At 45.7% G+C, this 24152-nt stretch carries 22 protein-coding genes; 7 read left to right on the forward strand and 15 right to left on the reverse strand.

Annotated elements, in window-relative coordinates:
* Positions 1 to 4 precede the first annotated feature (4 nt).
* From AC4G47_RS21665 to AC4G47_RS21705, 9 genes are all read right to left on the reverse strand, one after another.
* Entirely contained in the window at positions 5 to 394 is a 390-nt protein-coding gene (locus AC4G47_RS21665; RefSeq protein WP_491102588.1) for a hypothetical protein, read from the reverse strand.
* A gap of 216 nt (positions 395 to 610) precedes the next feature.
* The gene (locus tag AC4G47_RS21670; protein WP_491102589.1) at positions 611 to 1573 is read right to left on the reverse strand and encodes an ABC transporter permease; all 963 of its coding nucleotides are present in this window, start codon (positions 1571 to 1573) and stop codon (positions 611 to 613) included.
* Positions 1574 to 2653 carry an ABC transporter permease gene (locus AC4G47_RS21675; RefSeq protein ID WP_491102591.1) on the reverse strand — a complete coding sequence of 360 codons (1080 nt, stop codon included), beginning with the start codon at positions 2651 to 2653 and terminating at the stop codon, positions 1574 to 1576.
* Positions 2646 to 4184: an ABC transporter ATP-binding protein gene (locus tag AC4G47_RS21680; protein ID WP_336760611.1), complete on the reverse strand. Its 1539-nt coding sequence runs from the start codon at positions 4182 to 4184 to the stop codon at positions 2646 to 2648. Before AC4G47_RS21680 ends, AC4G47_RS21675 begins: the two co-directional genes overlap by 8 nt.
* A gap of 184 nt (positions 4185 to 4368) precedes the next feature.
* Positions 4369 to 5409 (reverse strand): BMP family lipoprotein, encoded by a 1041-nt coding sequence (locus AC4G47_RS21685; RefSeq protein ID WP_491102592.1) that lies wholly within the window; start codon positions 5407 to 5409, stop codon positions 4369 to 4371.
* Positions 5410 to 5987: 578 nt separating this feature from the next.
* Complete coding sequence (gene rplT, locus AC4G47_RS21690; protein WP_017689664.1) at positions 5988 to 6347, reverse strand: 50S ribosomal protein L20; 360 nt, start codon at positions 6345 to 6347, stop codon at positions 5988 to 5990.
* Positions 6348 to 6435: 88 nt separating this feature from the next.
* Positions 6436 to 6639: a 50S ribosomal protein L35 gene (gene rpmI / locus AC4G47_RS21695; RefSeq protein WP_017689665.1), complete on the reverse strand. Its 204-nt coding sequence runs from the start codon at positions 6637 to 6639 to the stop codon at positions 6436 to 6438.
* Positions 6640 to 6663: 24 nt separating this feature from the next.
* Positions 6664 to 7158, reverse strand: a complete 495-nt coding sequence (infC, locus tag AC4G47_RS21700) for a translation initiation factor IF-3 (protein ID WP_062833422.1) — start codon at positions 7156 to 7158, stop codon at positions 6664 to 6666.
* A gap of 329 nt (positions 7159 to 7487) precedes the next feature.
* The gene (locus AC4G47_RS21705; RefSeq protein ID WP_169478871.1) at positions 7488 to 8726 is read right to left on the reverse strand and encodes a glycosyltransferase family 2 protein; all 1239 of its coding nucleotides are present in this window, start codon (positions 8724 to 8726) and stop codon (positions 7488 to 7490) included.
* A gap of 711 nt (positions 8727 to 9437) precedes the next feature.
* Here AC4G47_RS21705 and AC4G47_RS21710 point away from each other — a divergent pair.
* The gene (locus AC4G47_RS21710) at positions 9438 to 9965 is read left to right on the forward strand and encodes a phosphatase PAP2 family protein (protein WP_458126032.1); all 528 of its coding nucleotides are present in this window, start codon (positions 9438 to 9440) and stop codon (positions 9963 to 9965) included.
* 50 nt (positions 9966 to 10015) lie between these two features.
* The gene (locus tag AC4G47_RS21715; protein ID WP_491102593.1) at positions 10016 to 11167 is read left to right on the forward strand and encodes an MGDG synthase family glycosyltransferase; all 1152 of its coding nucleotides are present in this window, start codon (positions 10016 to 10018) and stop codon (positions 11165 to 11167) included.
* A gap of 107 nt (positions 11168 to 11274) precedes the next feature.
* Here AC4G47_RS21715 and AC4G47_RS21720 read toward each other — a convergent pair whose 3' ends face one another.
* The 3 genes from AC4G47_RS21720 to AC4G47_RS21730 form a co-directional block, all read right to left on the reverse strand.
* Positions 11275 to 12825, reverse strand: a complete 1551-nt coding sequence (locus AC4G47_RS21720; RefSeq protein WP_491106759.1) for an ABC transporter substrate-binding protein — start codon at positions 12823 to 12825, stop codon at positions 11275 to 11277.
* Positions 12826 to 12921: 96 nt separating this feature from the next.
* On the reverse strand, positions 12922 to 13785 hold the full coding sequence (locus AC4G47_RS21725; protein WP_491106760.1) for a carbohydrate ABC transporter permease: 864 nt from the start codon (positions 13783 to 13785) through the stop codon (positions 12922 to 12924).
* Between the two features lie 96 nt (positions 13786 to 13881).
* Positions 13882 to 14787, reverse strand: a complete 906-nt coding sequence (locus AC4G47_RS21730; RefSeq protein ID WP_017689672.1) for an ABC transporter permease — start codon at positions 14785 to 14787, stop codon at positions 13882 to 13884.
* A gap of 407 nt (positions 14788 to 15194) precedes the next feature.
* Here AC4G47_RS21730 and AC4G47_RS21735 point away from each other — a divergent pair, with 407 nt between their 5' ends.
* Positions 15195 to 17450, forward strand: coding sequence for an AraC family transcriptional regulator (locus AC4G47_RS21735; RefSeq protein ID WP_491102595.1), 2256 nt, complete (start codon positions 15195 to 15197; stop codon positions 17448 to 17450).
* A gap of 128 nt (positions 17451 to 17578) precedes the next feature.
* Here AC4G47_RS21735 and trmB read toward each other — a convergent pair whose 3' ends face one another.
* Together trmB and AC4G47_RS21745 are read right to left on the reverse strand one after the other, a co-directional pair.
* Positions 17579 to 18334 carry a tRNA (guanosine(46)-N7)-methyltransferase TrmB gene (gene trmB, locus AC4G47_RS21740; protein WP_491102597.1) on the reverse strand — a complete coding sequence of 252 codons (756 nt, stop codon included), beginning with the start codon at positions 18332 to 18334 and terminating at the stop codon, positions 17579 to 17581.
* A 152-nt stretch (positions 18335 to 18486) separates the two neighbouring features.
* Entirely contained in the window at positions 18487 to 18687 is a 201-nt protein-coding gene (locus AC4G47_RS21745; protein WP_458126028.1) for a hypothetical protein, read from the reverse strand.
* Between the two features lie 318 nt (positions 18688 to 19005).
* Here AC4G47_RS21745 and mnmL point away from each other — a divergent pair, with 318 nt between their 5' ends.
* The 4 genes from mnmL (at position 19006) to AC4G47_RS21765 (ending at position 22748) form a co-directional block, all read left to right on the forward strand.
* Complete coding sequence (gene mnmL, locus AC4G47_RS21750) at positions 19006 to 19959, forward strand: tRNA modification radical SAM protein MnmL/YtqA (protein ID WP_458126027.1); 954 nt, start codon at positions 19006 to 19008, stop codon at positions 19957 to 19959.
* Positions 19960 to 20544 carry a tRNA 5-(aminomethyl)-2-thiouridylate-methyltransferase MnmM gene (gene mnmM / locus AC4G47_RS21755; protein WP_491102599.1) on the forward strand — a complete coding sequence of 195 codons (585 nt, stop codon included), beginning with the start codon at positions 19960 to 19962 and terminating at the stop codon, positions 20542 to 20544.
* A gap of 190 nt (positions 20545 to 20734) precedes the next feature.
* Positions 20735 to 21712: a type I phosphomannose isomerase catalytic subunit gene (locus tag AC4G47_RS21760; protein ID WP_458126025.1), complete on the forward strand. Its 978-nt coding sequence runs from the start codon at positions 20735 to 20737 to the stop codon at positions 21710 to 21712.
* A gap of 43 nt (positions 21713 to 21755) precedes the next feature.
* On the forward strand, positions 21756 to 22748 hold the full coding sequence (locus AC4G47_RS21765) for an alpha/beta fold hydrolase (protein ID WP_491102600.1): 993 nt from the start codon (positions 21756 to 21758) through the stop codon (positions 22746 to 22748).
* Between the two features lie 128 nt (positions 22749 to 22876).
* On the opposite strand, the gene odhB is transcribed toward AC4G47_RS21765, so the two are convergent.
* Positions 22877 to 24148: a 2-oxoglutarate dehydrogenase complex dihydrolipoyllysine-residue succinyltransferase gene (gene odhB, locus AC4G47_RS21770; protein ID WP_491102601.1), complete on the reverse strand. Its 1272-nt coding sequence runs from the start codon at positions 24146 to 24148 to the stop codon at positions 22877 to 22879.
* Between the last annotated feature and the right edge of the window lie 4 nt (positions 24149 to 24152).

A 24152-nucleotide genomic window follows, 5' to 3' on the forward strand; every position in this document is an offset into this window, starting at 1 on the left:
TGACCTAGAAAAATCCTGGTGGACGTGGACCCGGACCATATGGGCCGTAACCAGGACCAGGGCCAAAGCCGCCACTAGGTCCTCCAGGTCCATATCCCGGTCCGTAACCTGGACCATATCCAGGGCCTGGCTTCGGTCCAGGTCCATATCCCGGACCGAAGCCAGGGCCAGGACCATAAGCATAAGGCAGTGTGGCAATAGCGAGCAGATCAAACAATACCAGCGGCAGAATCGCTTTTGTACGTACTTTTTTGCCATTCAGACGCTTCAGTACCAGTTTGTTACCCGATACTTTCAACAGCCTTCCCGTAACCCGAGTGCCGTCTTTTTTGATTGCAACAATATTTTTGCCTATTAATTTCATCGCTTCATCACGCGTAACTTGTTGTTTCATACTTTCCCCTCCTCCTCGGATCGTTCAAAACAGTGTATTCGTCCATGACTGGATTCGCCTGTTTCTTTGTCCCTACCTGAAAATATGGGTATCTGAACGAGAACCAGGGAGAGTATGCAAAAGTGGATGGGCATTCAAGTAAACAAAAAAGGCCCGCACAAGGCGGACCCTTTTAAAACAAAGCATTGGATAGCTAACTTGATATGCTGAAGGTTGTTACCTTTTACCCGGATCGTACGCTTCACCGAGGGCAGACGGAGCCGAAGAACGACCAACCGCTGCAACGAGAACGATGATGGTAAGCAGGTAAGGCAGCATATAAATAATTTCCTGGGGAATACTCTGTGACCATTCGAACAACTGTACATAGTTTCGGATCGCTTGAGAGAATCCGAAGAACACAGCCGCACCAAAGGCACCGATCGGATTCCACTTACCAAAGATCATCGCTGCAATGGCAATATAACCTTGGCCGGAAACCGTATTGTGTGAGAATGTACCTGTAGTCGTCAATGTAATCGCAGCTCCACCAATGGCCGCAAGCGCACCACTGATCATAACAGCAACATAGCGATACCGACGCACTTTAATACCAACCGTATCTGCCGCACTTGGATGTTCACCTACAGAGCGCAGGCGCAGACCAAATGGCGTTTTGAACATGATGTAATACGTCAGGAATACGAACAGAATGGCCAGATATGTCGTTGGATATACATTCTTGAAGAGGGCTTCTCCAAGCAAAGGAATCTCTTTCAAGATCGGCACATCAAACTTGCTGAACCCTGATACCAACGGTGAATCACCAGAACCTTCAAACAACAGTTTAACCAGGTACAACGTACTTCCTGCTGCCAAAAAGTTAATGACGATACCACTGATAATCTGATCTGCCTTAAATGTAATAGACGCAACGGCATGAATCAGCGACACCAGTACGCCCAATACAATCGCAAGCAAAATACCCATCCAGGCCGATGTGGTTCCACCCATGCCCGCTTCTTGCGCGTAATGCGCCCCGATTCCAGCTGCAAAGGCACCAAAGACCATGAAGCCTTCAAGTCCGAGGTTAGTCACACCTGATTTTTCTGAAAAAATTCCGCCGAGGGATGCAAAAATCAATGCCGTAGCAAAGACAAGCGTCGTATTGATAATTTGCCCAATTGTCAACAAGTCCATCTACAACACCTTCTCTTTCTTGCGCTTCGAATAGAACGGTTTAAGTATCCAGCGCACGATGCCCTGTGCCGCAATGAAGAAGATAATCGAACCGATCACAATCCGAATAATCTCAGGCGGAACATCCGCAGCAAAGCTCATACCTGCAGATCCGTACGTGAGGGTACCGAACAGCACTGCTCCCAACAACACCCCAAACGGGTGATTCAGGCCAATCAGAGCAACTGCTATGCCGTCAAAACCAGTACCTGGTGACCCCGACATGACCGTTTGGTATTGGAACACACCTAGCACCTGGAATGCACCACCAAGACCAGCAAGCATACCACTGATGAACATTGCTTTTACGATATTCCGATTAACATGCATACCTGCATATTCAGCCGCATTCGGGTTGTAGCCTACCGCGCGGATTTCATAACCCTGTTTTGTTTTCCACATATAGATATAAAAGAGTACAGCCATCACAATGGCAATCAACGTCCCCATGTGCACACGAGAGTTGCCCATCAGTTCAGAGAGCCATGTCAGACTAATCGAAGCTGATTCGCTGATATCCACGGAACGATTCTCGCCCTTCAACAACAAGAATTGGCGCACGATAAGGTTGGCCAGATACAGACCAATCCAGTTCAGCATAATACTGCTGATAACTTCATTGACCCCACGTGCCGCTTTCAGATAACCAGCAATAGCTGCCCAGAGACCACCAAACAGTGCACCAGCAATCAAAGCCAGTGGCGCATGAAGGTAGATTGGCAAACCAGCGAATTTAACACCCACAAACGTTGCAGCTGTCATTCCAACGAGAAATTGACCTTCTCCCCCGATGTTAAACAAGCCTGCACGTGATGCAAATGCAAATGCAAGTCCAGTCATGATCAGTGGTGTCATTTCCCGTACCGCTTCACCAAAGTTGTACATGTCTCCAAATACCTTGGTGAACAATGCGCCATAGGCTTCAATCGGATTGTATCCACCGATCAGCATGACAACTCCACCGAGAATCAGACCCATAACAATGGCTACTACAGGCAAAATAAATGAATCTCGGGTAAACCATTTCAATACGTTACTCATGCGCAGTACCTCTCTTTTGGGTGCTGCCCGCCATCATCAAGCCGAGCTCCCTGTCATTGGTTTCTTCCGGCAGCACCTCGCCTACGATCTGGCCTTCATAGATGACAGCAATTCGGTCAGACACATTGATAATCTCATCAAGCTCAAATGAAATCAACAGAACAGCCTTACCTTGATCCCTTTGTGCAATCAGTTGCTTTTGCACGAACTCAATCGCCCCTACGTCCAGACCACGAGTTGGCTGGGCAGCGATAAGCAGTTCAGGGTTTTTATCCACCTCACGGGCGATAATGGCCTTCTGCTGGTTTCCTCCGGATAAGGAACGAGCTTTGGTCTCGATGCTTGGTGTACGCACGTCAAATGCCTCCACAAGCCGCTTCGCCTGCTTTTTGATCGCATCGAAGTTAAGGAACCCTTTACGGGTGTATGGTGCTTTATAGTACGATTCCAGAACGATATTTTCACTCACTGAAAAATCAAGAACAAGTCCATGTTTGTGTCGATCTTCCGGGATATGGGCTACGCCCGATTCCGAAATATGGCGCGGGGAATGATTGGACAGCTCCTTGCCCTCCAAACGAATCGAACCGCTCTCGACTTTACGAAGTCCGGTAAGGGCTTCAATGAGTTCACTTTGACCGTTACCATCCACGCCTGCGATTCCGACAATCTCTCCTGCACGAACATTCAGGTTAAGTTGGTTCAGAACCGAAATACCTTCTTTATTCTTCGCAGTCAATTTACTAACTTCAAGCACATTAGCTCCAGGTGTAGCCGGTTTTTTGTCCACTTTGAATGTGACATTCCGACCTACCATTTTCTCTGCTAGTTCATTCGGATTGGTTTCCGATGTTTTGACCGAATCAATGACTTTACCCCGACGGATAATCGTTACCGTGTCGGAGATCTCCATGATCTCTTTTAGTTTGTGCGTGATCAAAATAATCGACTTGCCTTCTGCTACGAGCTTCTTCATGATGATCATCAGTTCTTTGATCTCTTGAGGAGTCAATACGGCTGTAGGCTCGTCAAAAATCAAAATGTCTGCACCGCGATACAACGTTTTAACAATCTCTACACGTTGCTGCATTCCAACAGAGATATCATGAATTTTGGCATGAGGATTCACCTTAAGTCCATACTGTTCAGACAGACGCTGCACTTCAGCGGCTGCTTTTTTATAGTTAATATTGAGACCCTTCGTTGGTTCAGATCCCAAAATAATGTTCTCTGTTACCGTGAACGGCTGTACAAGCTTAAAGTGCTGATGCACCATGCCGATGCCAAGATCGATCGCTCGGTTAGGGCTGTCGATGATGACAGGCTTGCCATTCACTTCAATGGAACCTTCATCCGGCTGATAGAGACCAAATACAATATTCATCAACGTTGACTTACCAGCGCCGTTTTCGCCCAGTAGCGCATGGATCTCGCCTTTACGAAGCTGAAGGCTGATGGCGTCGTTGGCAACAATGCCTGGGAAACGCTTCGTAATTTGTTTTAACTCAACGACGGGGGTTGCTGCACCCATGTAATCACCCTTATAACTGATATAGTGTGGTTCCGCAAACGAAAGAAAAGCTCCTACCGGAGCGTTGATGCACAATGACCTTGTACAATTGTTATGATGACTTGATCAAATGTTCCTGTTCTTGCAATCATAAGGCCGGTCAAGACCGGCCCAGATGATTTATTCTTATGCGACTAGGATCAAATTACTCAGTAGGTACTTTGATTTCGCCGCTGATGATTTTTTCTTTGTACTCATCTACTTTTGCAAGTGTATCAGCAGATACATTGGCAGTAGAAGTATCAGCAATACCTACGCCATTTTCTTTCAAAGTCAGGTTCTCGGAACCGCCAGCAAATGTACCGTCGATTACTTCTTGGTTGACGCGTTTAACAGCTTCGTCAACTTTTTTGATCATGGAAGTCAGTGTTACTTCATCACCAAACTCAAGAGATTGGTCTTTATCAACACCGATAACCCATACTTCTTGTCCTTGTTTCTTACGAGCGATTGCTTCGTTGAACACGCCGTTACCTGTAGCACCTGAAGCGTGGAAAATAATATCTACGCCTTGGTTGTACATTGTAGCAGCTGCTGCTTTACCAAGGTCAGGTTTATCAAAAGCACCTGTATAGTTGGAGATGAACTCAGCATTAGGATTTACAGCTTTAACGCCTTCTCTGAAACCTACTTCAAACTTTTTGATCAGTGGGCTGTCCATACCGCCAACAAAACCAATTTTGTTGGATTTCGTAGTCAGACCAGCTACAACACCAACCAGGTAAGATCCTTCTTCTTCAGCAAATGTTACGGATTTAACGTTAGGAACATCAACTACACTGTCAATGATCGCCAGTTTAGCTTCCGTGTTTTGCTCGGCAACAGTCTTGATTGCATCAGCCAATTGGAAACCGATACCCCAAGTCAGGTCATATCCGCCTTTAACGAATTCGTTCAAGTTAGGAATGTACTCTTCATCGGATTTACTTTGCAGGTATTTAACTGCAGTACCTGTTTCTGTTTCAGTCGCTTGCAAAGCTTCCCAAGCGGATTGGTTAAAGGATTTGTCATTAACTCCACCTACGTCAGTAACCATACCGATTTTAAGATCGGATTTTGCTTCAGTGGATGTGCCACCTGTATCTCCTCCGGCATTTGTTTCTTCTTTCGGTTTGCTACCGCAACCTGCGAGCATAACCGATACCGCCAGCAACATTACCAAAGACAAGCTAAGCATCTTTTTCATTTCTCTTTTTCCCCCTTAATGATATATCCTTCATTCCAATCCAGCCTACAATTGAACGGTTAACAGATAGCAGGAATGACTTTTATGCAGAATGTATGGTTTCTTCGACATTAAAAGCGCATTATCACCCTTGAAGCATCCAATCATCTGTCGAAAAACCGAACATTATGACATGGAGAGAAAAATTAGGACTTGCCTACTAGAGGTGATTATACAATCAACCCGTGTTAAAATCCAGATGTTTCATCACCGAATATCACATATTTTTGTTCTTTTTTTATTGAAAACGCTTAATAATTTAGCGTTTTAACACACTAACGTTACAACGATGTGATGTTATATAACAAAAACATGCCGCTGGCATTAGTGATATGTGGATTTCATCTGTTTTCTTTTGTACTATTTCACCGTTCGTATTTTATGTATTCCCATGGTGTGTTATTCACCCGTTGTCTCGTCTCATTGTTCCCGTCCAGCTTATAGCCTATTCGTTCTATTCCTTCAGAGATTCATCTCCGAATCCCCTCAAAGCCGTAAAAAAAGCCGCCATATAGGTACGGCGGCTTGTATCATACAATTTAAGCGTTGATTTTACCTTTAGCTACAGTAGCCAAAGAGTTGAACGCATTGATGTCGTTAACGGCCAGATCAGCCAACATTTTGCGGTTCATGTCTACACCAGCAAGTTTCAAACCATGGATCAGTTTGTTGTAAGACAAACCATTCATACGTGCTGCTGCATTGATACGAACGATCCACAGTCTGCGGAAGTTACGTTTCGTGTTGCGACGGTCACGGTATGCGTATACCAGGGATTTCATTACTTGCTCGTTTGCTGTTTTAAAGATACGGTGTTTGGAACCGAAATAACCTCTTGCCAGTTTCAAAACCTTTTTATGACGACGACGTACTACAAAACCGCCTTTTACTCTTGCCATATTAAAGAACCTCCCAAATAAATATAAATGTATCCGTGGTATGTGTACGGCCTTAGCCGATCCCCCATACGGAATGTACTAATCAGAATTAGCCTTTCAAGTTAGCCAAACCTTGTTTCAAACGTCTAACATCCCCGGCAGCCATAACTGGGTTACCGTTCAGAACGCGCTTAGCACGTTTGGATTTGTGAGAAAGCAAGTGGTTTTTGTGAGCTTTGTAACGAAGGACTTTACCGGAACCGGTAATTTTGAAGCGTCCTTTCAAACTGCTGTGTGTTTTCATTTTAGGCATTTTGTGTTTCCTCCTCCAATGTTATCAGGCTTTAGGAGCCAAAATCATGATCATACTGCGGCCTTCCAATTTCGGTTGACGTTCAATAGTACAAAGTTCTGCAACTTCTACCTTAACACGTTCCAAAATCCGTTGACCAATCGCGGCATGTGCAATTTCACGTCCGCGGTAACGAACAGAACATTTCACTTTGTCGCCTTCGTTCAAAAACTTAACTACATTACGAAGCTTCGTTTGATAATCGTGCTCCTCAATATTGGAACGGAACCATACTTCTTTAATGTCAACAATTTTCTGGTTCTTACGGGCTTCTTTTTCTTTCTTTTGTTGCTCATAGCGGAATTTGCCATAGTCCATAATGCGACACACCGGCGGTTTAGCCTGTGGTGCCACATTGACCAGATCCAAATTCAGGTCAATCGCCATTTGCAGTGCTTCGCGAATGGGCGTAATCCCAATTTGTTCTCCTTCAGCTCCGACAAGGCGTACTTCCTTCGCCCGAATCTCATCATTAATCATGTGATCTTTACTAATAATCGTCCACCTCCAGGTCATTTTGAATATCCTGTTACACAAAAATAAAAGGGATGCCGGTCAAGTCACCGACATCCCTGTAATCAACACAATTCTTCATGAGTATACACTTCATAAATTATTGGGATCGTTGACCAGCCAACATAGTGTTGATCAGGTGAGAAGTCGGACTTCTACTTGTGATTCCATTGCTATTCGTTTTAACGCACTTGAATACTATAACATCCACGAAATACCTTGTCAACATCTTCACAACTTTTTTAGTAATTATACATTTGTTATATCAGATGCAACAACTCATGCATGCCTGTTCCTTACCCTTGTTTGCTCTGTACCTCATCCAAACGTACAACACGCGTATGCTGAGTGTGGCTCCACTGTTTGTTGTTCTGCGTGAAGAAAGCGTAGAACGTAATCGGGTACCATGACAACAGGTAAATCGGGAACAAGATCAGGTATAGATAAACTTTGGCAAAGGTAACCTTCTCTAACGCCATCGACAAGAGGAACGTCAGGATGTTCAGACCAATAGCCACAAATCCAACCCATAGCGGGAAGTATCCATAAATATTTGCAATGTGCGGACCTTTGAATATGGCCATGTCTACCCACATCGCAGCAGTCATCAGGAATGTAAGCAATACAACATAGACATTGGCTCCATAGATAGCAAGGTCAAACTTCACCAAGCTTCTTTCCTTAATAGACTGCCAGAGCAGTGGGAAGAAGTATCTGCGGGCAACCGTAAAGTGACCTTGCATCCAGCGGAGACGCTGTCTCGCTGAAGCTTTGAACGTTAATGGCTTCTCATCAAATACTTTGGCGTCGTAGTTGAAAACAGGATATACATTACGTTGCACACTACGCATCGTAAACTCCAGATCCTCAACCAGACTTGTTGCGCCCCAGCCAATTTCCTTCAACAGGTTGGTCTCAAAGCACATCCCCGTACCTCCAAGGAAGTTCGCCATATTCAAGTTATGACGAGACAACTGCCACAGACGGTTGATGTACCAGTAAGATACACCGTATGCTGCAGTAATCCAGGAATCCTCCGGATTTTTCGTATCAATGTATCCTTGGATAACGCGCGAACCATTGTTCAAGTCATCATTCATCTCAAGCAAGAAGTTACGGTCAACCAGGTTATCCGCGTCAAACATGACAACTGCGTCATACTGACGTGGCAATTTCCACAGGTACTTAAGCATCCATTCAATGGCATACCCTTTACCTCTTAGATCGGCATTGGTACGCACACAGGCATTTAACCCATGTTCTCTGACAATCTGAGCCGTTCCATCGGTACAGTTATCACAGATGACAAACACATCATACAGATCTTCCGGATAATCAAGTTGTTTCAAGTTCTCCATCAAGGCACCAATGACCTGTTCCTCATTGTGTGCTGCGACGAGTACAGCGAAAGATTTTGTCGCCGGATAATGTTTCTTTTTCTTTTTCTTAATCAGACCGAACAGCGAAAACGTGAATTGGTACACGGCTAGCAGTGCCAGAATGACCTGCATCGTGACGAATATAGCGTCCAACATCGTTCTCTGTTACCCCCTTTTTTTCAAAACCCAGTTTACTAAAGCATTTCTCTTCCTGATTCTGCAAGTTATTTTTTTTTGATCTGCAGAATATGACCCTGTTCTTTTGTGTACTACGCGAATATATCAGGCAATGTTTCAACGCTTGGTTGCTATCAGTTGGCTGCTTTATCGATTCTGTATTCTTTTCAGTCATTTGTCAAAACCCCAATTCCACTTTCTAAAGCAGAAATGTGATCTTTAAACGCTGAATAGACACTTCGTGATACCACAACCTCGCATTCATGCCTGTTATATCTTATTTTCAGCCGTTTACTTGATTTTTATTTCTAAAGTCCCTGCTTTTTTCATCAGCATGTTATTCTTCGTCAGAGGCTCTATAACAAATAACGTAAACAGACCTCAAAAAGTTTAAAACAAAACTCACATTTTTTTTACCTCATTTCAGCCATGTTGAATCATTGTATCTTTTTTGGCTGACTCAAGTCAAAAAGTTAAGATGGATATGTATCCACTCTTTAACATGAATTTTACGTTCTTTACATGTGTTCTTCTTGAAAAGGACAACATTTAAAAATATGATAAACATATACCTGAAATAACCTCAAGTTCACGAAAAACGGTTATATACTAATCAGGACGAAACCGGATGCAGAAATTCACCGGAAATACTGCCGCCATTACGGGCGGCCTGACTGGCAGGAGGCCAATATGAGCCGTTTATTCTTAAAGTTTCAAGAGTATGATCGAAATGTTTTTATGTGGATCAACGGCCGGCTTCATAATCGTTTTATGAATTTTTGGCTGTATTATTTCACTCATCTGGGTGGAGCAACTTCTTCTATTGCAGTATCCTTGTTAATCTGGCTGCTTGCTCCGGCTCCATGGAGCACAACAGGACTTCAGGCTTGTATCGCTCTTGCGGTCAGCCATATTCCTGTAGCCATCGCGAAAAAATTGTATCCTCGCATTCGGCCTTATCTGGCCTTGCCGGATACCATTACGTTTCGTAATCCCCTGACGGACCACTCGTTTCCTTCAGGACACACAACTGCCATTTTTTCGGTCACGGTTCCATTTATGACCGCTGATCCGATCTTATTGCTAATATTGTTGCCTGTGGCTCTTATTGTCGGATTCTCTCGAATTTATCTGGGATTACACTATCCTTCCGATGTTCTCGCAGGTGCCACAATAGGTACTTTAGTCGCACTTGCAACAGTTGCATTCTGGTCTTAAAGCCGATATGTTAGACTCAGAAAAACCTAGCAGGAACAGGTGAAGCAAGCGTGGAGAAAAAAAGAATATTACTATTATCTGAAGGCTTTGGTACGGGTCATACTCAAGCTGCCTATGCACTGTCCAGCCATTTGCGAAAGCTGTCGCCAGACGTGCAGACGAAAGTGCTTGAACTGGGAAGTTTTTTAAACCCCAAGGTTGCACCTCTTATTATAACGGCATACAAAAAAACGGTTACTAACCAGCCCAAACTCGTCGGGTACGTATACAGGCATCAATATAAAAAATCATTGAACCGGCTGACAACACTGGCGCTGCATAAACTGTTCTATACACATACACGTAGCGTCGTGCGTCAGTTACGTCCCAATGCGATTGTCTGCACCCATCCGATCCCAAGTGCTGTCATATCCAGACTGAAGCGACTGGGTGTACAGATTCCCCTTTGTACAGTCATTACCGATTATGATGCACATGGGACATGGATTAACCGTGAAGTAGACCTTTACCTGGTTTCTTCAGACGAGGTTAAGTCCAAACTAATGTTGCGTGGCGTACCTAAAGACAAAATTCGAGTCACAGGCATTCCTGTACATCCAAACTTCTGGGAGCATCCCCGTCGAGATGAGATCCGAAGCAGATTCAATCTCAAAAACATGCCCACTGTACTGGTAATGGGCGGGGGTTGGGGAATGCTCAGTGACAAGTTAGTTCATCCGTTACTGACACGCTGGCATGAAGATATTCAGATCATTTTCTGTCTCGGTCGCAATGATAAAGCACGGATCAGCATGGAACAGAACCCCATGTATCGCAAAGAAAACATCCATATTATCGGATACACCAACGAGGTCGACAAATTGATGGAAGTATCCGACCTGCTGATCACCAAGCCTGGCGGAATGACTTGCAGCGAAGGATTGGCTAAAGGAATTCCAATGTTGTTCCACAACCCTATACCAGGTCAGGAAGAAGAGAACGTTCATTATTTTACCGCACGAGGTTTGGGAGAACCCATAACTTCGCTCGATATAGTGGTTAAATGGATGAATAAGTTGCTGAATCACTATCCGGATATCGTACGTAAACGCAAACGCCATCTGGCGGAAATCGCCAAGGTTCATCCGATGGAGAGCGCTCAAAGTATTATTGACCTGCTGGAGGACGTTCGTCCTTCATCCGCAGAAGAGGCCCGTTTATGATTTTATCCAATCATGCCTCTAATCAACGGCTTCAAACAAGCCTGCAACCACATCGAAAAGGTGCCTTCGAATCGGAAGGCACCTTTTCTTATGAAGGAAAGTACAAACTATTGGATGCCAGCTGACTTCAAGTACTCCTGCCACTGCTTGGTGTACTCCGCCTGAATTTTTTCCAAACCTGCTTGTTTTGCCTTCTCCATGAACGTGTTCAGTCCAGCCTCTACGTCTGCCACCAAACCTACATTAAGCGGATACAAATATTGTTTTTCCACTTGTTCCAGTGCAGCCTTCTCGGCTTGGTACGGTGTCCAGTCTTCAGCAAATCCGGTATAAATATCAGGCTTTTTGATTTTGTCGAGATCTTCAAACATGGTCAGCACGTCATCAAAGGTTTTGTCATAGAGCATGAATTCCGGATTACGCCATGCCCAGCCATTCATGCCCTCACGCGGGAAGCCGTTCGTTTGTGCATCGCCTACCATTTTGTAGTATCCATTATCTACCTCGAAGTTTTTGCCCTCAACGCCGTATTCAGTCAACCAGTTATATCGTTTGTCAGTCACCAGCTTCTCATAAAAGGCCAAGGCTTTTTCAGGATTTTTACTGCTACGCGGAATCGCAAAACCGTTGTGAATTGGGTGAACCGGCTGTGCAAACCCTTTCGCATTCGGGTACGGGAAATATGCCAGTTTCCAATCGGGATGAGTAGACTGCACCTTGATGACATCTGCATTAAATTTGTTGGGGTTCTCCCCAGACAGAACAACAGCTGCTTTACCATTTTGCAGCAATGAGTTGGAAGTATCCTTTACATTCAGTACGTTTTTCGGGAAAAAGCCTTTGTCCATCCACCGCTTGTATGTTTTCAGGTCTTCGAGATGTTGCGCCGATCCCCAATAAGACGTCACAGTGGACGGTGTGTCATACATAATATCCAGTCCATATGGGAGTTGACCTGCTGTATTCACCAGCTTGGATGTCAATTGACGAATACCGTGAGTGTGGTTGGCATTACTGTCTGCGATCGGAATCATATTCGGTTCGTTGGCTTTGATTCCCTCCAGATACGCTTCGAGAGTCTCCACCGATTCCGGCTTCGGAAGATTGTACTTCTCGCGCAAATCTTCGCGGTACGCAATTCCCTCTGTTACATATTCGATCCATGTCGATGGAACGGTATAGATTTTGTCATTAATTTTGACTGCATTCCACATGTCATCAGGTACATGGGCTTTCAGTGCTGGCGCTGCCGTAGGCAGCATTTCATCCAGAGGCAGGAACGCCCCCTTCTTCGCATAAGACTGGTAGAATGTCCAATCCGCTGTGAAGATCAGATCGATGGGCTGTCCGGAAGACAGCAGCAGTTTATATTTTTGATCCCAGTCCGTCCAGGAAGTGTAGTTGAATTTTACATTGACGTTCAGATCAGCCTCAGCCAGCTTATTGATCTCGGATTCAATGACAGGCAGATCTTTGGGAGCATCCCCGAGCATGTAAAATTGTAACGTGACTTTCTGGCTTTTATCTGATGATCCTCCCTGCTCGTTTCCTTGCGTCGATCCCCCCGAACCGTTATTACATGCGGCAAGCACCCCGGCGAACAACATCAGGGCAAGTACCAGAGACAGGTGCCGAATTGTTTTGTTACGCATACGCATCCTCCCTTTTTGTGGTGAACCTTTATATGTTAGCGCAGACTCGCCATGCTTCAGACCGAAGATGATGCCAATGGCCTGACACAACGTGTTCACGTTCTAACCTTTTACAGCACCAATCGTAAGTCCCTTGACAAAATAACGTTGTACAAACGGATACAGGAACAAAATCGGCCCCGTCACAACGATTGCCATCGCCATCTTGGTTGATTCAGTTGGTACATCCTGGCTGAGCGTAATCCCTGTGCCAATCGCCATCTGGTCAATGAAGGTAATCGTATTCATTGTGTTATAGAGATAAAATTGCAGCTGATACATATCCGGATTGTTAATGAAGAGAGATGAAGTAAACCAGTCATTCCAGTAACCCAGTGCCAGAAACAGACCTACAGTTGCGATACCGGGCATCGCCAGTTTCAACACAATGCTGATATAGATGCGGAAGTCATTGGCTCCATCCATTTTGGCGGACTCGATCAACTCATCCGGCACAGCCGAACGAATGAAGTTTTTCATCAGGATAATGAGAAATGGCGTCATTAACCCCGGGAAAATCAGTACAGTATACGTATCTGTGAGGTTGAAGTAATTCGCCAGCATAATGTACCAAGGCACGAGCCCCCCACCAAACAACGTTGTGAAATAGATAAAAAATGAGAACGTGTTCCGATATTTGAAGTCCTTGCGCTGAAGCACAAATCCGGCCATCGTGATCAGGAAAAGTCCAAGCGTAGTCCCCACCACCGTTGTAAACACCGTTACCCCATAAGCTTTGAGTACCTGAGTCGGGAATTTGAACACCATTTTGTAACCTTCCAGAGAAAAGTCCGTCGGAAAGAGGTGATAGCCATCCCTCACAATGGACTCGTTGCTGCTGAACGAACCGGATAGAATGAGCAGAAACGGCAGCAGGCACATGATTGATAAAATGATGATGACGCTGTAGGCAATCAGTTGAAACATCAAGGTGAATTCCGAATCTCTGAGACGAGTATTCGTACGAGTGCGCGTATTCATTGGCGTGTTCATGATCGTTCTCCCTCCTGCCCTGCGGGCGTTCTAGAACAAGGCGTAGTCCTCATTTACTTTGCGGATAATATAGTTGACGGTCATGATCAGAATGAAGCCGAATAACGACTGATACAAACCGGCAGCAGTGGCCATTCCGATATCAAACGTTACTTTCAGTGAACGATACACATACGTATCGATGATATCCGTAGCGTTGTACAGCACCCCGTTGTTTCCAATCAGTTGATAGAAAAGGTCGAACTGACCCTTCATAATGCTGCCAAGCGAGAATAGGAGTAGGATGACAAACGTTGGTTTCAGCATCGGTACCGTAATGTACCAGATTCGCTGAAAAATATTGGCCCCGTCAATCCGAGCAGCCTCATAGTACTCATCACTGATGCCTGTTATGGCGGCCAGATAGATGACCATGCTGTATCCAAGATTTTTCCACAGATAAAAGATGATGATCAGAAACACCCAGATCCACGGTGTGTTATAAATGTCGACCGGGCCCGCCTCGAAACGTTTGAGCACTGTGTTCACGAAACCAGACTCATAGTTGAACATGTTGTAAGCGATTACACTTAATAGTACAAATGAGATGAAATACGGCAAGAACATGACGGACTGCGTAATTTTTTTGAATAACCTGCCCCGGATTTCACTAAGCATGATCGCACAGAAGATCGCAAGGCCGTTTCCTAATATAATGAAGGCGAGATTGTAACCCACGGTGTTCGTTGTGAGCTTCAGCAGCATTCCGGATTGCCATAGGAACTTAAAGTTCTCCAGACCGACAAATGGACTGCCAAATAATCCTCCTTCAAAATCATACCGGGTGAACGCATAATAGATACCGACCATCGGAAAATACGAGTTAATCAGAAAAAAGATCAGCGTGGGCAACAGCATCAGAAACATGATTTTGTTCTTGTTCAATTCTTTGAGCATGGCTCGATCCCTCCCGAATTTCTTGCGGCGCTACGTGGTGGAGCTCTCTTTTTATTGTAGATGCTCGCTTAGCTCACGAATACTGAAGCTTACCGTCACAAAATGAACGATTCTGCGAAATGAAATATGAACAAACCGAACGAACCATGAAATGAACAGACATCCACACACATCCGTTCACAAATGTTGATATCGTGCATAGGCTAAACCTGGTGAACAATTCAGCGAAAGTTGAACTTTATGTAGAGAAAGCAGGCAAAACCGCCTGTCCAGCATTGATGTAAACGCATACATAATATATAATTCAAGATACTCTTGCTCTTCTGCGCATCGTATATGAAGTCTGGCTTAGGTTATGAAGTTAACCGTTGTTCACCTATACAGGGAGGTCCGAGGAGGGGAAGGCAATGCGTAAACGTTCAGAGGACAGTCAAAAGGTCTTCACACGGATTCTGATTGGTATTATTATCAGTACCGTCGCTACCTTGCTGGTGGCTTCTTCCATTTTGTACGTCAATTATAATCGGATCGCTCTTCGCCAGGTATATCGGACAGATATGAACAGTCTTACTCAAGCAAGCCGTGAAGTGGCCAAAATGACCGAGACTGCAAAATCATTGTCATATCAGATTTATCAGGACTACACCATCTCTGCATTGTTGCTCTATTCCAAACCAAATATCTATGAAATCACATCGGCGATGAAACAGCTCGACAACTACCGAATGTCCCTTCCCTTTATTGAATCCATCTATGTATATAACTCCAAAAGTAATGAATTCTTTATCAGCTCCAACGAAGTGCGCAATGGGCAGCAGTCCATCTCGGAGATTGACGACCAGGGCATTACTGGAATCCTCCAGCGCTTTCATGACTATAAACCGTTTGTTCCCATCCCGCGTACATACCAGGTCGGCTCTACCGAAGCAACAGAAGTTAGCAGCTATACCTACCTCTGTTATGACACCATTAACGACAACGCCAAACTAAACTATGCGGTCATTGTGAATATCAAGGATGACTGGCTCAGCCCGAATATGAATGCTGTGGATCAACCAGGCAAGACCTTTATCGTGAACGAGAACGGAGATCTGTTATCTGACTTTGGCAACCGTGCATTGATGAATAATCTCTCCAACGAAGCTTTTATGCAGCCGATTATGCAGGAAGCAAAACAGTCCGCTTACTTTACCGAGGAGGTCGATGGAGAAAAATCGCTCATTACCTACACCGCTCCCGATAATCTAGGTTGGCGCTATGTAAGAATAACGCCCTATGATCTGATTACCTCAGATATACGGAGCATGCGCACACATACTGTTCTGTTTTGTGTCGCACTTCTCATTGCAGGCGTGCTGCTCTCTTACCTCGTCTCCCGAAAACTATATCATCCCATTGATAAGGTGCTGGTTCGTTTGCGTGTGATGGAAGCGGAGCGTCGTGGCAGTCTTCATCTTTTGCGGCAGGATTTTCTGCGAGGGGCACTGCAGGGCCGTGAAACAGTGACTGGCGGCATGCTGGAAGAACGAATGAAGTTTTACGGTTCCTCAATTGATGTTCAGCGTGCATCCCGGCTGGTATTGTTGCGTATTGACCATTTTACCGAATTCAATGAAACGTATCGTGACGAGACCCAGCTTGTAAAATACGCCATGATGAACATCTGCACCGAAACAGCGGATCTCCACTACAACGCGGAAGCGGTGGATATGGGCGGCGACCTGATCACACTCATTTTTAATGAAAAAGAAGAAAGCCCTGAACTTGGGCAACCCGCCCCTAGCCGGATCGAAGAGTTGCTGCGCATGATGCAGGCCGCCGTGATGACACACCTGAAATGCTCCATCTCCTGTACCATCGGCACGGAAGAACGTTCATTAGAAGATAGTATTGCTTCTTACACCAGATCAGCCGAAGCTTCACTCCATCGTTTGTTCATGGGAGCGGGCTGTCTGATCTATACCTCTGACATCATGGCTTATCACGCCAAAGAATACGCATTCCCCGCAGGTAAGGAAAGACAACTTGTCGATTATCTAATGACAGGCAAGACAGGAGAAGCCAAACAAGTCTATGCAGACATTGTCGGCGAAACAGCCGCATATCCGTTTACCGTCTTCCAACTAGCCTTATCCCATCTGACGATGACACTAAATCATGTACGAAATACGCTCAAGAAGAATAATCAGCTTACGCTTGATTCTGTCTCCGATGGTTTAATGCTGCCTGTTAAAGACGCTGAGGACATCAGTGAGGTACATGAACACTTCTATCGGATGTTTGATGAGCTTGGTTCCAAAGTTGAGGAGAAACGTACACTGAAGCATGAAGAGTTGATTCGTAGAATCAATGGCATTATTGAACGGGACTATGCAGACCCTAATCTCTGTCTAACCTCTATTGCAGATGAACTGGGCATGTCGCCAATCTATGTGAGCCGGCTCTACAAACAACTCACCCTGAAAGGGCTCACCGATGTGATTAACGAAACTCGTATAGCCAAGGCCCAGCATCTATTGGTGGAGACGGAGAACTCCGTTGCCGACATTGCTGAGAGAACCGGATTCACCAACAGTTCCTACTTCTACCGCATGTTCAAGAAGTTCAACGGCGTTACCCCGAACGATTATCGCCGTAAAGAGTTCCATACAGAAAACTTTTGAAAACTTCTGAGAACATATAAGACATGAGTTAATGGATCATTGTGCAACGAGCGTCAACGAAAAAAAGAGCGACTGATGAGATGAATGGTTCATTCTCATCAGTCGCTCTTTCTTGTATGAAGTTAATTTTATTCCTGTTCCTGATCTTCGCCAGACTCATCCGAAGCTTCACGAACTTTATACTTGTCCAGACGTGTCTGTTGATACTCACGTAAAGCCTCTTCACCAACAATTACTTCAACCCGGTGAATGTTCATCCCTTTACCCATGAATTTCTGCTCGTACTCTGTCATCACATGCTCTTCGTTCAAGCCATCACGATGCAGGTTCAAAGACAGGTTGGTCATTTGCAGGCCGAAGTCGGCAATTGCGTTGAGTGAGAAATCGAACAGCGTCTCCGAATCGGTTTTGAAATGAATCTGTCCTTTCGGATTAAGCAATTCCGTATATTTTTTCAGGAAGCGTGGGTGCGTCAATCGACGGCGAGCATGCTTGGCTTTTGGCCAAGGATCACTGAAGTTCAAATAAATGCGTTCCAGTTCTTCCTGTTCGAAAACTTCCTCAATCTGTTCAATATTCGCCAGCGCAAGCTTCAGGTTCGGTGGTGTCTCCACATCAGCCTGACTCCATGCATTACGAGCTTTCTCACTGGCACGACGGACCAGCTCATCATACATATCAATTCCGATAAAATTAAATTCCGGATATTTATAACTCATTTGGCTGATAAATTGACCTTTACCCATACCAAATTCCACGAAGATCGGATGGTCATTGCCAAACAGCTCAGCCCATTTTCCTTTGTGCTGCTTTGGGTCCAGTACAACAAGATCGACTTGTTGCTCCAGATTTTCTCTTATCCCTTTTCTGCCACGTAAACGCATTTTATTCCTCCGTTTGTCCCATACTTGTCTCAGACTTATTTTGCCGAAGAACTGGCAAATTGTAAAGAGCAATGAAAAGGGAATCTTCGGATCTGCCACTTTGGGCAAATCTCAAAGATTCCCTCTTCGATTTATTTGGAATTGGGGTCCAACTACTTTAGTAGTTCATAGTCTACCTTATCTTGGTGTGAAAAATCAAATGTCTTTTCGAAAGCAACGCGAACTTTTTGTCTTGCAGCCGCTTTCACTTTCGGATTTCCATTAAAACGAACACCTGTTAAGGCCAGTGCTTCTTCTGGCGTCAGTTCAACAGACACATGATTCAGTTCTTTGTTTTTAACTTGGGAATTCATTCATATCACCTCACGGTATAGTATGGTCCATGACGTCAACATTGATGCAAATGCTATGATGAATAATACCCATTAGATGGTGTCTGACGTTGATTTAAATATAACACAAGGTGTAAACTATAGCAAGGAGAAAACCTTGATTTTACGGCCTATTTTTACGTTTCGATTCCCTTTTTTTTCAGTTTTTTGATACAATGATAAAAGTTCATGAAGACACCTAAAATCGCTATCGATCGTCATTGACGGAAATCGCATAGCGCTTCTATTTTTGTTCCCGTATGATTACTGTAATTCGACAGCCAAAGGAGTACCCTGAAGATGAATGCACCTGCATTACAGTCCCCTCTGTTGTGGGGAGATAAACGATTCCATACCTGGAATTATGAGATGCGAGATCAATTTAACAATAAGGTTTTCAAAGTGATGCTGGATGCTGGATTCACCTGTCCCAACCGTGACGGTTCCATTGCCAAAGGTGGCTGCACCTTCTGCAGTGCGCGTGGTTCAGGCGATTTTGCTGGCAGCAGACGTGAAGATCTGGTCACCCAGTTCAATACGATTCGAGATAAACAGCACCTAAAGTGGCCTACAGCTCATTATATTGGCTACTTCCAAGCCTATACGAACACGTATGCTCCAGTTGAGGAGCTGCGCGAATATTTTGAAGAAATTCTAGAGCAGCCAGGTGTTGTTGGTTTGTCCATCGCCACTCGCCCGGATTGTTTACCAGATGATGTTGTTGATTATCTGGCTGAACTCAATGAGCGCACTTACCTATGGGTCGAGATGGGGCTTCAAACCATCCATGATTCCACATCAACATTGATTAATCGGGCACATGACACCAAGTGCTATGAAGAGGCCGTTGAGAAACTGCGCAAACGAAATATACGTGTGTGCACACATATCATATATGGTCTGCCTCAAGAGACGCATGAGATGATGTTGGACACTGGGCGGGCAGTCGCCAATATGGATGTACAGGGAATCAAGATTCACCTGTTGCACCTCATGCGCAAAACACCAATGGTGAAGCAGTACGAAGCTGGTCTTCTACGTTTTCTGGATCAGGACGAGTACATCAAGCTGATTGTAGATACGCTGGAGATGCTTCCACCGGAAATGATCGTACACCGCCTTACAGGCGATGCACCGCGTAATCTGCTGATTGGACCGATGTGGTCTCTGAACAAATGGGAAGTGTTGAATTCCATTGATCGTGAGTTGCGAGAGCGGGACTCATGGCAAGGGAAGTATTGGAGGCGAGCATAGATGGGCTTCCTTTCGGTTCTCAGCTGTGCCCATCAGTGGATTGCTTCCCGTCTACAGCCTGGTGATCTGGCGATAGATGCAACAGTTGGCACAGGAGCAGACACGCTATTTTTGGCACAAAAAGTAGGCAGACGTGGTCAAGTGATCGGATTCGATATTCAAAGTGAAGCCCTCACCCTGGCACAGGCCCGAATTCGAAAACAAGACGACGAAGCGAAGCTTGGCTCCATCTCCATGCTTCAACTAAGCCATGATCGAATGGCAGAAGCTGTGCCTGAATCATGGGTTGGTGCGGTTGGCGCGGTCATGTTCAATCTGGGTTACCTGCCTTCAGAGAGTGCTGATTCTTCCATTATAACCGAGACAGACAGCACAATCGCTGCACTCGGGGTTGCACTGGCATTATTACGTCCTCGCGGAATCATTACGGTTGTTCTCTACCCCGGTCATGACGGTGGCTCACAGGAAGCGGAAGCCGTATTGAAATGGTCCTCTGCCCTGCCGGTAGAACAGGCACAGGTCGTGATGTATCGCCAGTTGCAGCGAGAAACTTCGCCTTTTCTGATCGGAATCGAGAAAAAATAATTTCCTTTGTTCACCAAATACAATAAACTAGACACAATCGCAAGGTCGAGCCATTACTGACTTTCTTTTACTGCGATCTGTGTTCTACATAAACATATGCAAACGTATTCACTCGTTTGTTCATGGTGACTACTTGCCCATGACTGATTAAAGCGATCCACCATTTCATATACTAGAGGAGAGATTACTGATGTCTACGCCATATCCATTACAATTCCAACCTGAATTCAAAGAACGTGTGTGGGGCGGTCGTGCTCTGGAGCAATTCGGCCTTACGCCCCCTGAAGGACATATTGGTGAAGGATGGATGATTGCAGATCATCCCAACGGTACAACCAAGGTATTAAATGGAGCACTTGCTGGCAAGGGTCTGGATGAAGTTCGCGAACAACTGGGCACCGAATGGCTCGGAACGAAAGGTGTTTCTGAGAAAGGTGGTCGTTTCCCCCTTTTAATTAAATTGCTTGACTGTAATGATGATCTGTCCGTTCAGGTTCATCCGACAGATGAGTATGAGGCACTTCCTCCTGGCGAGCTTGGCAAAACGGAAATGTGGTATGTACTCGACGCAAAACCGGGCGCACACATCATCTATGGCTTAAATGACGGCGTGGATCGTGCAACATTGAAAGAAGCACTGGAGAACGGTACAGTGATGGATACCCTCCGTCAGGTCCCTGTTGAAGCTGGAGATACGTTCTTTATTCCTGCGGGAACAGTACATGCCCTCTGTGCGGGTGTAGTTGTCGCTGAGATCCAGCAAAACTCGGATACGACGTACCGGATCTACGATTACAATCGTCCAGGGCTCGATGGCAAGCCACGTGAACTGCATGTTGAAGATTCGTTGAATGTAACGGCCTATGAGGGCGCAGGTGCTTCAACGATGAAAACAAATAACGCCACTCCTGGTGAATGGCTCAAACTTGCGGAATGCCCTTATTTTGTGGTGGAAAAAGGGATTGTAACGGATCGTTGGGAACTCTCCACAAGTCCTGACAGCTTCACGATTCTCGTTGTCTGTGAAGGCGCTGGAACACTCTCGTGGGCTCATGCTGAATCAGACAACATTGAATTGAAGGCTGGGCAATGTTATCTCTTGCCAGCCAATCTGGGTTCTTATACATTAGATGGGAATACGACTGTTCTTCGCTCTTATCTGCCATAAATCAACTTTTTATATGTAACCTGTGAAGGAGGAATTACACGAGATGCAGGAATCTACCTTTGCCTTGGTCGGTAGTGAAGGTACCCGTATTCATGTGTACCGCTGGCTTCCCGATCCGGAATGTAACGTGAAGGGCGTAGTGCAAATTGCACATGGCATGGGTGAGACCGCGGCCCGATACGCCGAATTTGCCGAATTTCTCACCAGACACGGCTACGCGGTCTATGCTAATGACCATCGGGGCCATGGCAAAACCGTGGAGAGTGCCGCTCTCCTCGGTAATGCTGGCAACGATGCCTTCCGCTGGATGGCAAGTGATATGATCAACCTGGGCGAAGTTGCCGTCAAAGAGAACCCCGGAGTGCCCCTGTTTCTAATGGGACACAGTATGGGCTCGTTCTTGGTACAGCATCTCATGTACGCTGGTCATGAGCAGTACCATGCCTTTATTTTATCCGGGACGAATGGCAGACGCGGTCTCCTACGGTTTGGAGAGAAACTGGCTTTCTTGCAGTGTGGCATTCAGGGGCCCACTCATCCCAGCATGCTGCTCAACGCGATCGTATTTGGTGGATTCAACCGCTCTTTTCGCCCAGCGACGACACCGTTTGATTGGCTGTCACGGGATTCGCAAGAGGTTCAACGGTTTATTGATGATCCCCTGTGCGGAGCGGTCTGTACAGCAGGATTTTTCCGCGACTTCTTCAAATTGCTGCTGGAAGTACATCTCCCACACAATATGGAGCGCATACCCAAACATAAACCCGTATATCTGTTCTCAGGCGAGAAAGACCCTGTTGGACTTCATGGCAAAGGCGTTCTTAATCTGGTCTCCCAGTATAAGAAGCTTCACCTGGAGAATATTGAGTATCATCTGTATCCGGGTGGGCGCCACGAAATGCTGCATGAGACGAACCGGACCGAAGTGGCGCAGCACGTTCTGAACTGGCTGGAGCGGAATACACCTGACTCTAGTGAATACCACCGAGCAGTGAGCAGTGCAGCGAGCCCTGCTGCGATATCTGAATCTATGTAAGTAGTCATTCCATAACAAATAAAAGAAACACAAGAAGCCCCTGAATTGGATGTACAGCAAACGCTGCGCTCCAGTTCAGGGGCTTTCTAGTATACGATATGAATAATAGCTAGGTTATAACTTATGGATTATCCTTCAATCAACAGGGATTCCGGGTCTTCCAGCAGTTCTTTCACGGTCACAAGGAAACGTACCGCTTCACTGCCGTCGATAATCCGGTGATCATAGGACAACGCGATGTACATCATCGGACGGTTCTCCATCCGTTCTGCATCAATCGCCACTGGACGAAGCTGAATCTTATGCATACCCAGAATACCCACTTGAGGTGTATTCAGGATTGGCGTAGACAACAAGGAACCAAATGTTCCGCCATTGGTAATGGTGAACGTTCCGCCTTGAAGATCAGACAACGCCAGTGTGTTGGAACGAGCTTTGGATGCCAGGTCTGCGATACTCTTCTCGATCTCAGCAAAGCCCAGACGATCAGCATCACGTACAACCGGTACAACCAGTCCTTCCTTCGCAGATACGGCGATACCGATATCATAATACTTTTTGAGCACAACATCTTCGCCATCAATCTCTGCGTTGATGGTTGGGAACTTTTTCAGAGCACCCACAACCGCTTTGGTGAAGAAGGACATGAAGCCCAGGTTAATCTCATGTTTCTCTTTGAACTTGTCCTTACGGCGTTTACGTACATCCATGATGGCTGTCATATCTACTTCATTAAACGTAGTCAACATGGCTGCAGTCTGCTGAGCCTCTACCAGACGTTTGGCAATCGTAGCACGGCGACGAGACATCCGCTGACGCTCTACCGGCTTGGTATAGGTGGAACTTCCAGCTGCCGGAGCACTTGGTGCCGCTGGAGCTTTAGTTGCAGGTGGAGCAGCAGGAGCAGGCGCCTGATTACTATGGCTCTTCACATCATCCTGATATACCCGTCCAATCGGATCTTTGCTCTGCACCTGATCCAGCTCGATACCACGCTCACGTGCAAGCTTGCGAGCGGACGGTGAAGCCGTCTTGGCACTATCAGATGACTCTGGCGCTGCGGCAACAGGTGCCGATGGTGTTGGAGCTTCAGGTGCAGGTGCAGCAGCCTTTTTCTCTTCCGTTGCTGCCGGTTCGGAAGCGGGTGCACCGCTTCCTCCTCCAGATCCAGCGGAGAGTGTACCGATCGTTTCACCGATCTCTACGGTCTCTCCTTCCTGACGAATGATTTTCTCCAGCACACCACTTTCTTCTGCGCTGATCTCGATATTTACTTTATCCGTTTCCAGTTCAAGAAGCACATCGCCCTGATTAACGGGTTCTCCTTCTTTGACCATCCATCTGGATACAGTTCCCTCAGTTATAGACTCACCCATTGCAGGTACTTTAATTTCACTCACAGCT

Source organism: Paenibacillus sp. Negev47 (assembly GCF_058313655.1).

Bases quoted from the DNA above. Each gene is read 5' to 3' on its own strand.
- infC (WP_062833422.1), bottom strand. From the start codon at position 7,158: ATGATTAATGATGAGATTCGGGCGAAGGAAGTACGCCTTGTCGGAGCT.
- AC4G47_RS21725 (WP_491106760.1), bottom strand. From the start codon at position 13,785: ATGTTTCAACTGATTGCCTACAGCGTCATCATCATTTTATCAATCATG.
- rplT (WP_017689664.1), bottom strand. From the start codon at position 6,347: ATGGCAAGAGTAAAAGGCGGTTTTGTAGTACGTCGTCGTCATAAAAAG.
- AC4G47_RS21670 (WP_491102589.1), bottom strand. From the start codon at position 1,573: ATGGACTTGTTGACAATTGGGCAAATTATCAATACGACGCTTGTCTTT.
- AC4G47_RS21760 (WP_458126025.1), top strand. From the start codon at position 20,735: ATGTCTACGCCATATCCATTACAATTCCAACCTGAATTCAAAGAACGT.
- AC4G47_RS21665 (WP_491102588.1), bottom strand. From the start codon at position 394: ATGAAACAACAAGTTACGCGTGATGAAGCGATGAAATTAATAGGCAAA.
- AC4G47_RS21675 (WP_491102591.1), bottom strand. From the start codon at position 2,653: ATGAGTAACGTATTGAAATGGTTTACCCGAGATTCATTTATTTTGCCT.
- mnmM (WP_491102599.1), top strand. From the start codon at position 19,960: ATGGGCTTCCTTTCGGTTCTCAGCTGTGCCCATCAGTGGATTGCTTCC.
- AC4G47_RS21735 (WP_491102595.1), top strand. From the start codon at position 15,195: ATGCGTAAACGTTCAGAGGACAGTCAAAAGGTCTTCACACGGATTCTG.
- rpmI (WP_017689665.1), bottom strand. From the start codon at position 6,639: ATGCCTAAAATGAAAACACACAGCAGTTTGAAAGGACGCTTCAAAATT.
- AC4G47_RS21730 (WP_017689672.1), bottom strand. From the start codon at position 14,787: ATGCTCAAAGAATTGAACAAGAACAAAATCATGTTTCTGATGCTGTTG.
- AC4G47_RS21765 (WP_491102600.1), top strand. From the start codon at position 21,756: ATGCAGGAATCTACCTTTGCCTTGGTCGGTAGTGAAGGTACCCGTATT.
- trmB (WP_491102597.1), bottom strand. From the start codon at position 18,334: ATGCGTTTACGTGGCAGAAAAGGGATAAGAGAAAATCTGGAGCAACAA.
- AC4G47_RS21745 (WP_458126028.1), bottom strand. From the start codon at position 18,687: ATGAATTCCCAAGTTAAAAACAAAGAACTGAATCATGTGTCTGTTGAA.
- AC4G47_RS21720 (WP_491106759.1), bottom strand. From the start codon at position 12,825: ATGCGTATGCGTAACAAAACAATTCGGCACCTGTCTCTGGTACTTGCC.
- AC4G47_RS21705 (WP_169478871.1), bottom strand. From the start codon at position 8,726: ATGTTGGACGCTATATTCGTCACGATGCAGGTCATTCTGGCACTGCTA.
- mnmL (WP_458126027.1), top strand. From the start codon at position 19,006: ATGAATGCACCTGCATTACAGTCCCCTCTGTTGTGGGGAGATAAACGA.
- AC4G47_RS21680 (WP_336760611.1), bottom strand. From the start codon at position 4,184: ATGGGTGCAGCAACCCCCGTCGTTGAGTTAAAACAAATTACGAAGCGT.
- AC4G47_RS21685 (WP_491102592.1), bottom strand. From the start codon at position 5,409: ATGAAAAAGATGCTTAGCTTGTCTTTGGTAATGTTGCTGGCGGTATCG.
- AC4G47_RS21710 (WP_458126032.1), top strand. From the start codon at position 9,438: ATGAGCCGTTTATTCTTAAAGTTTCAAGAGTATGATCGAAATGTTTTT.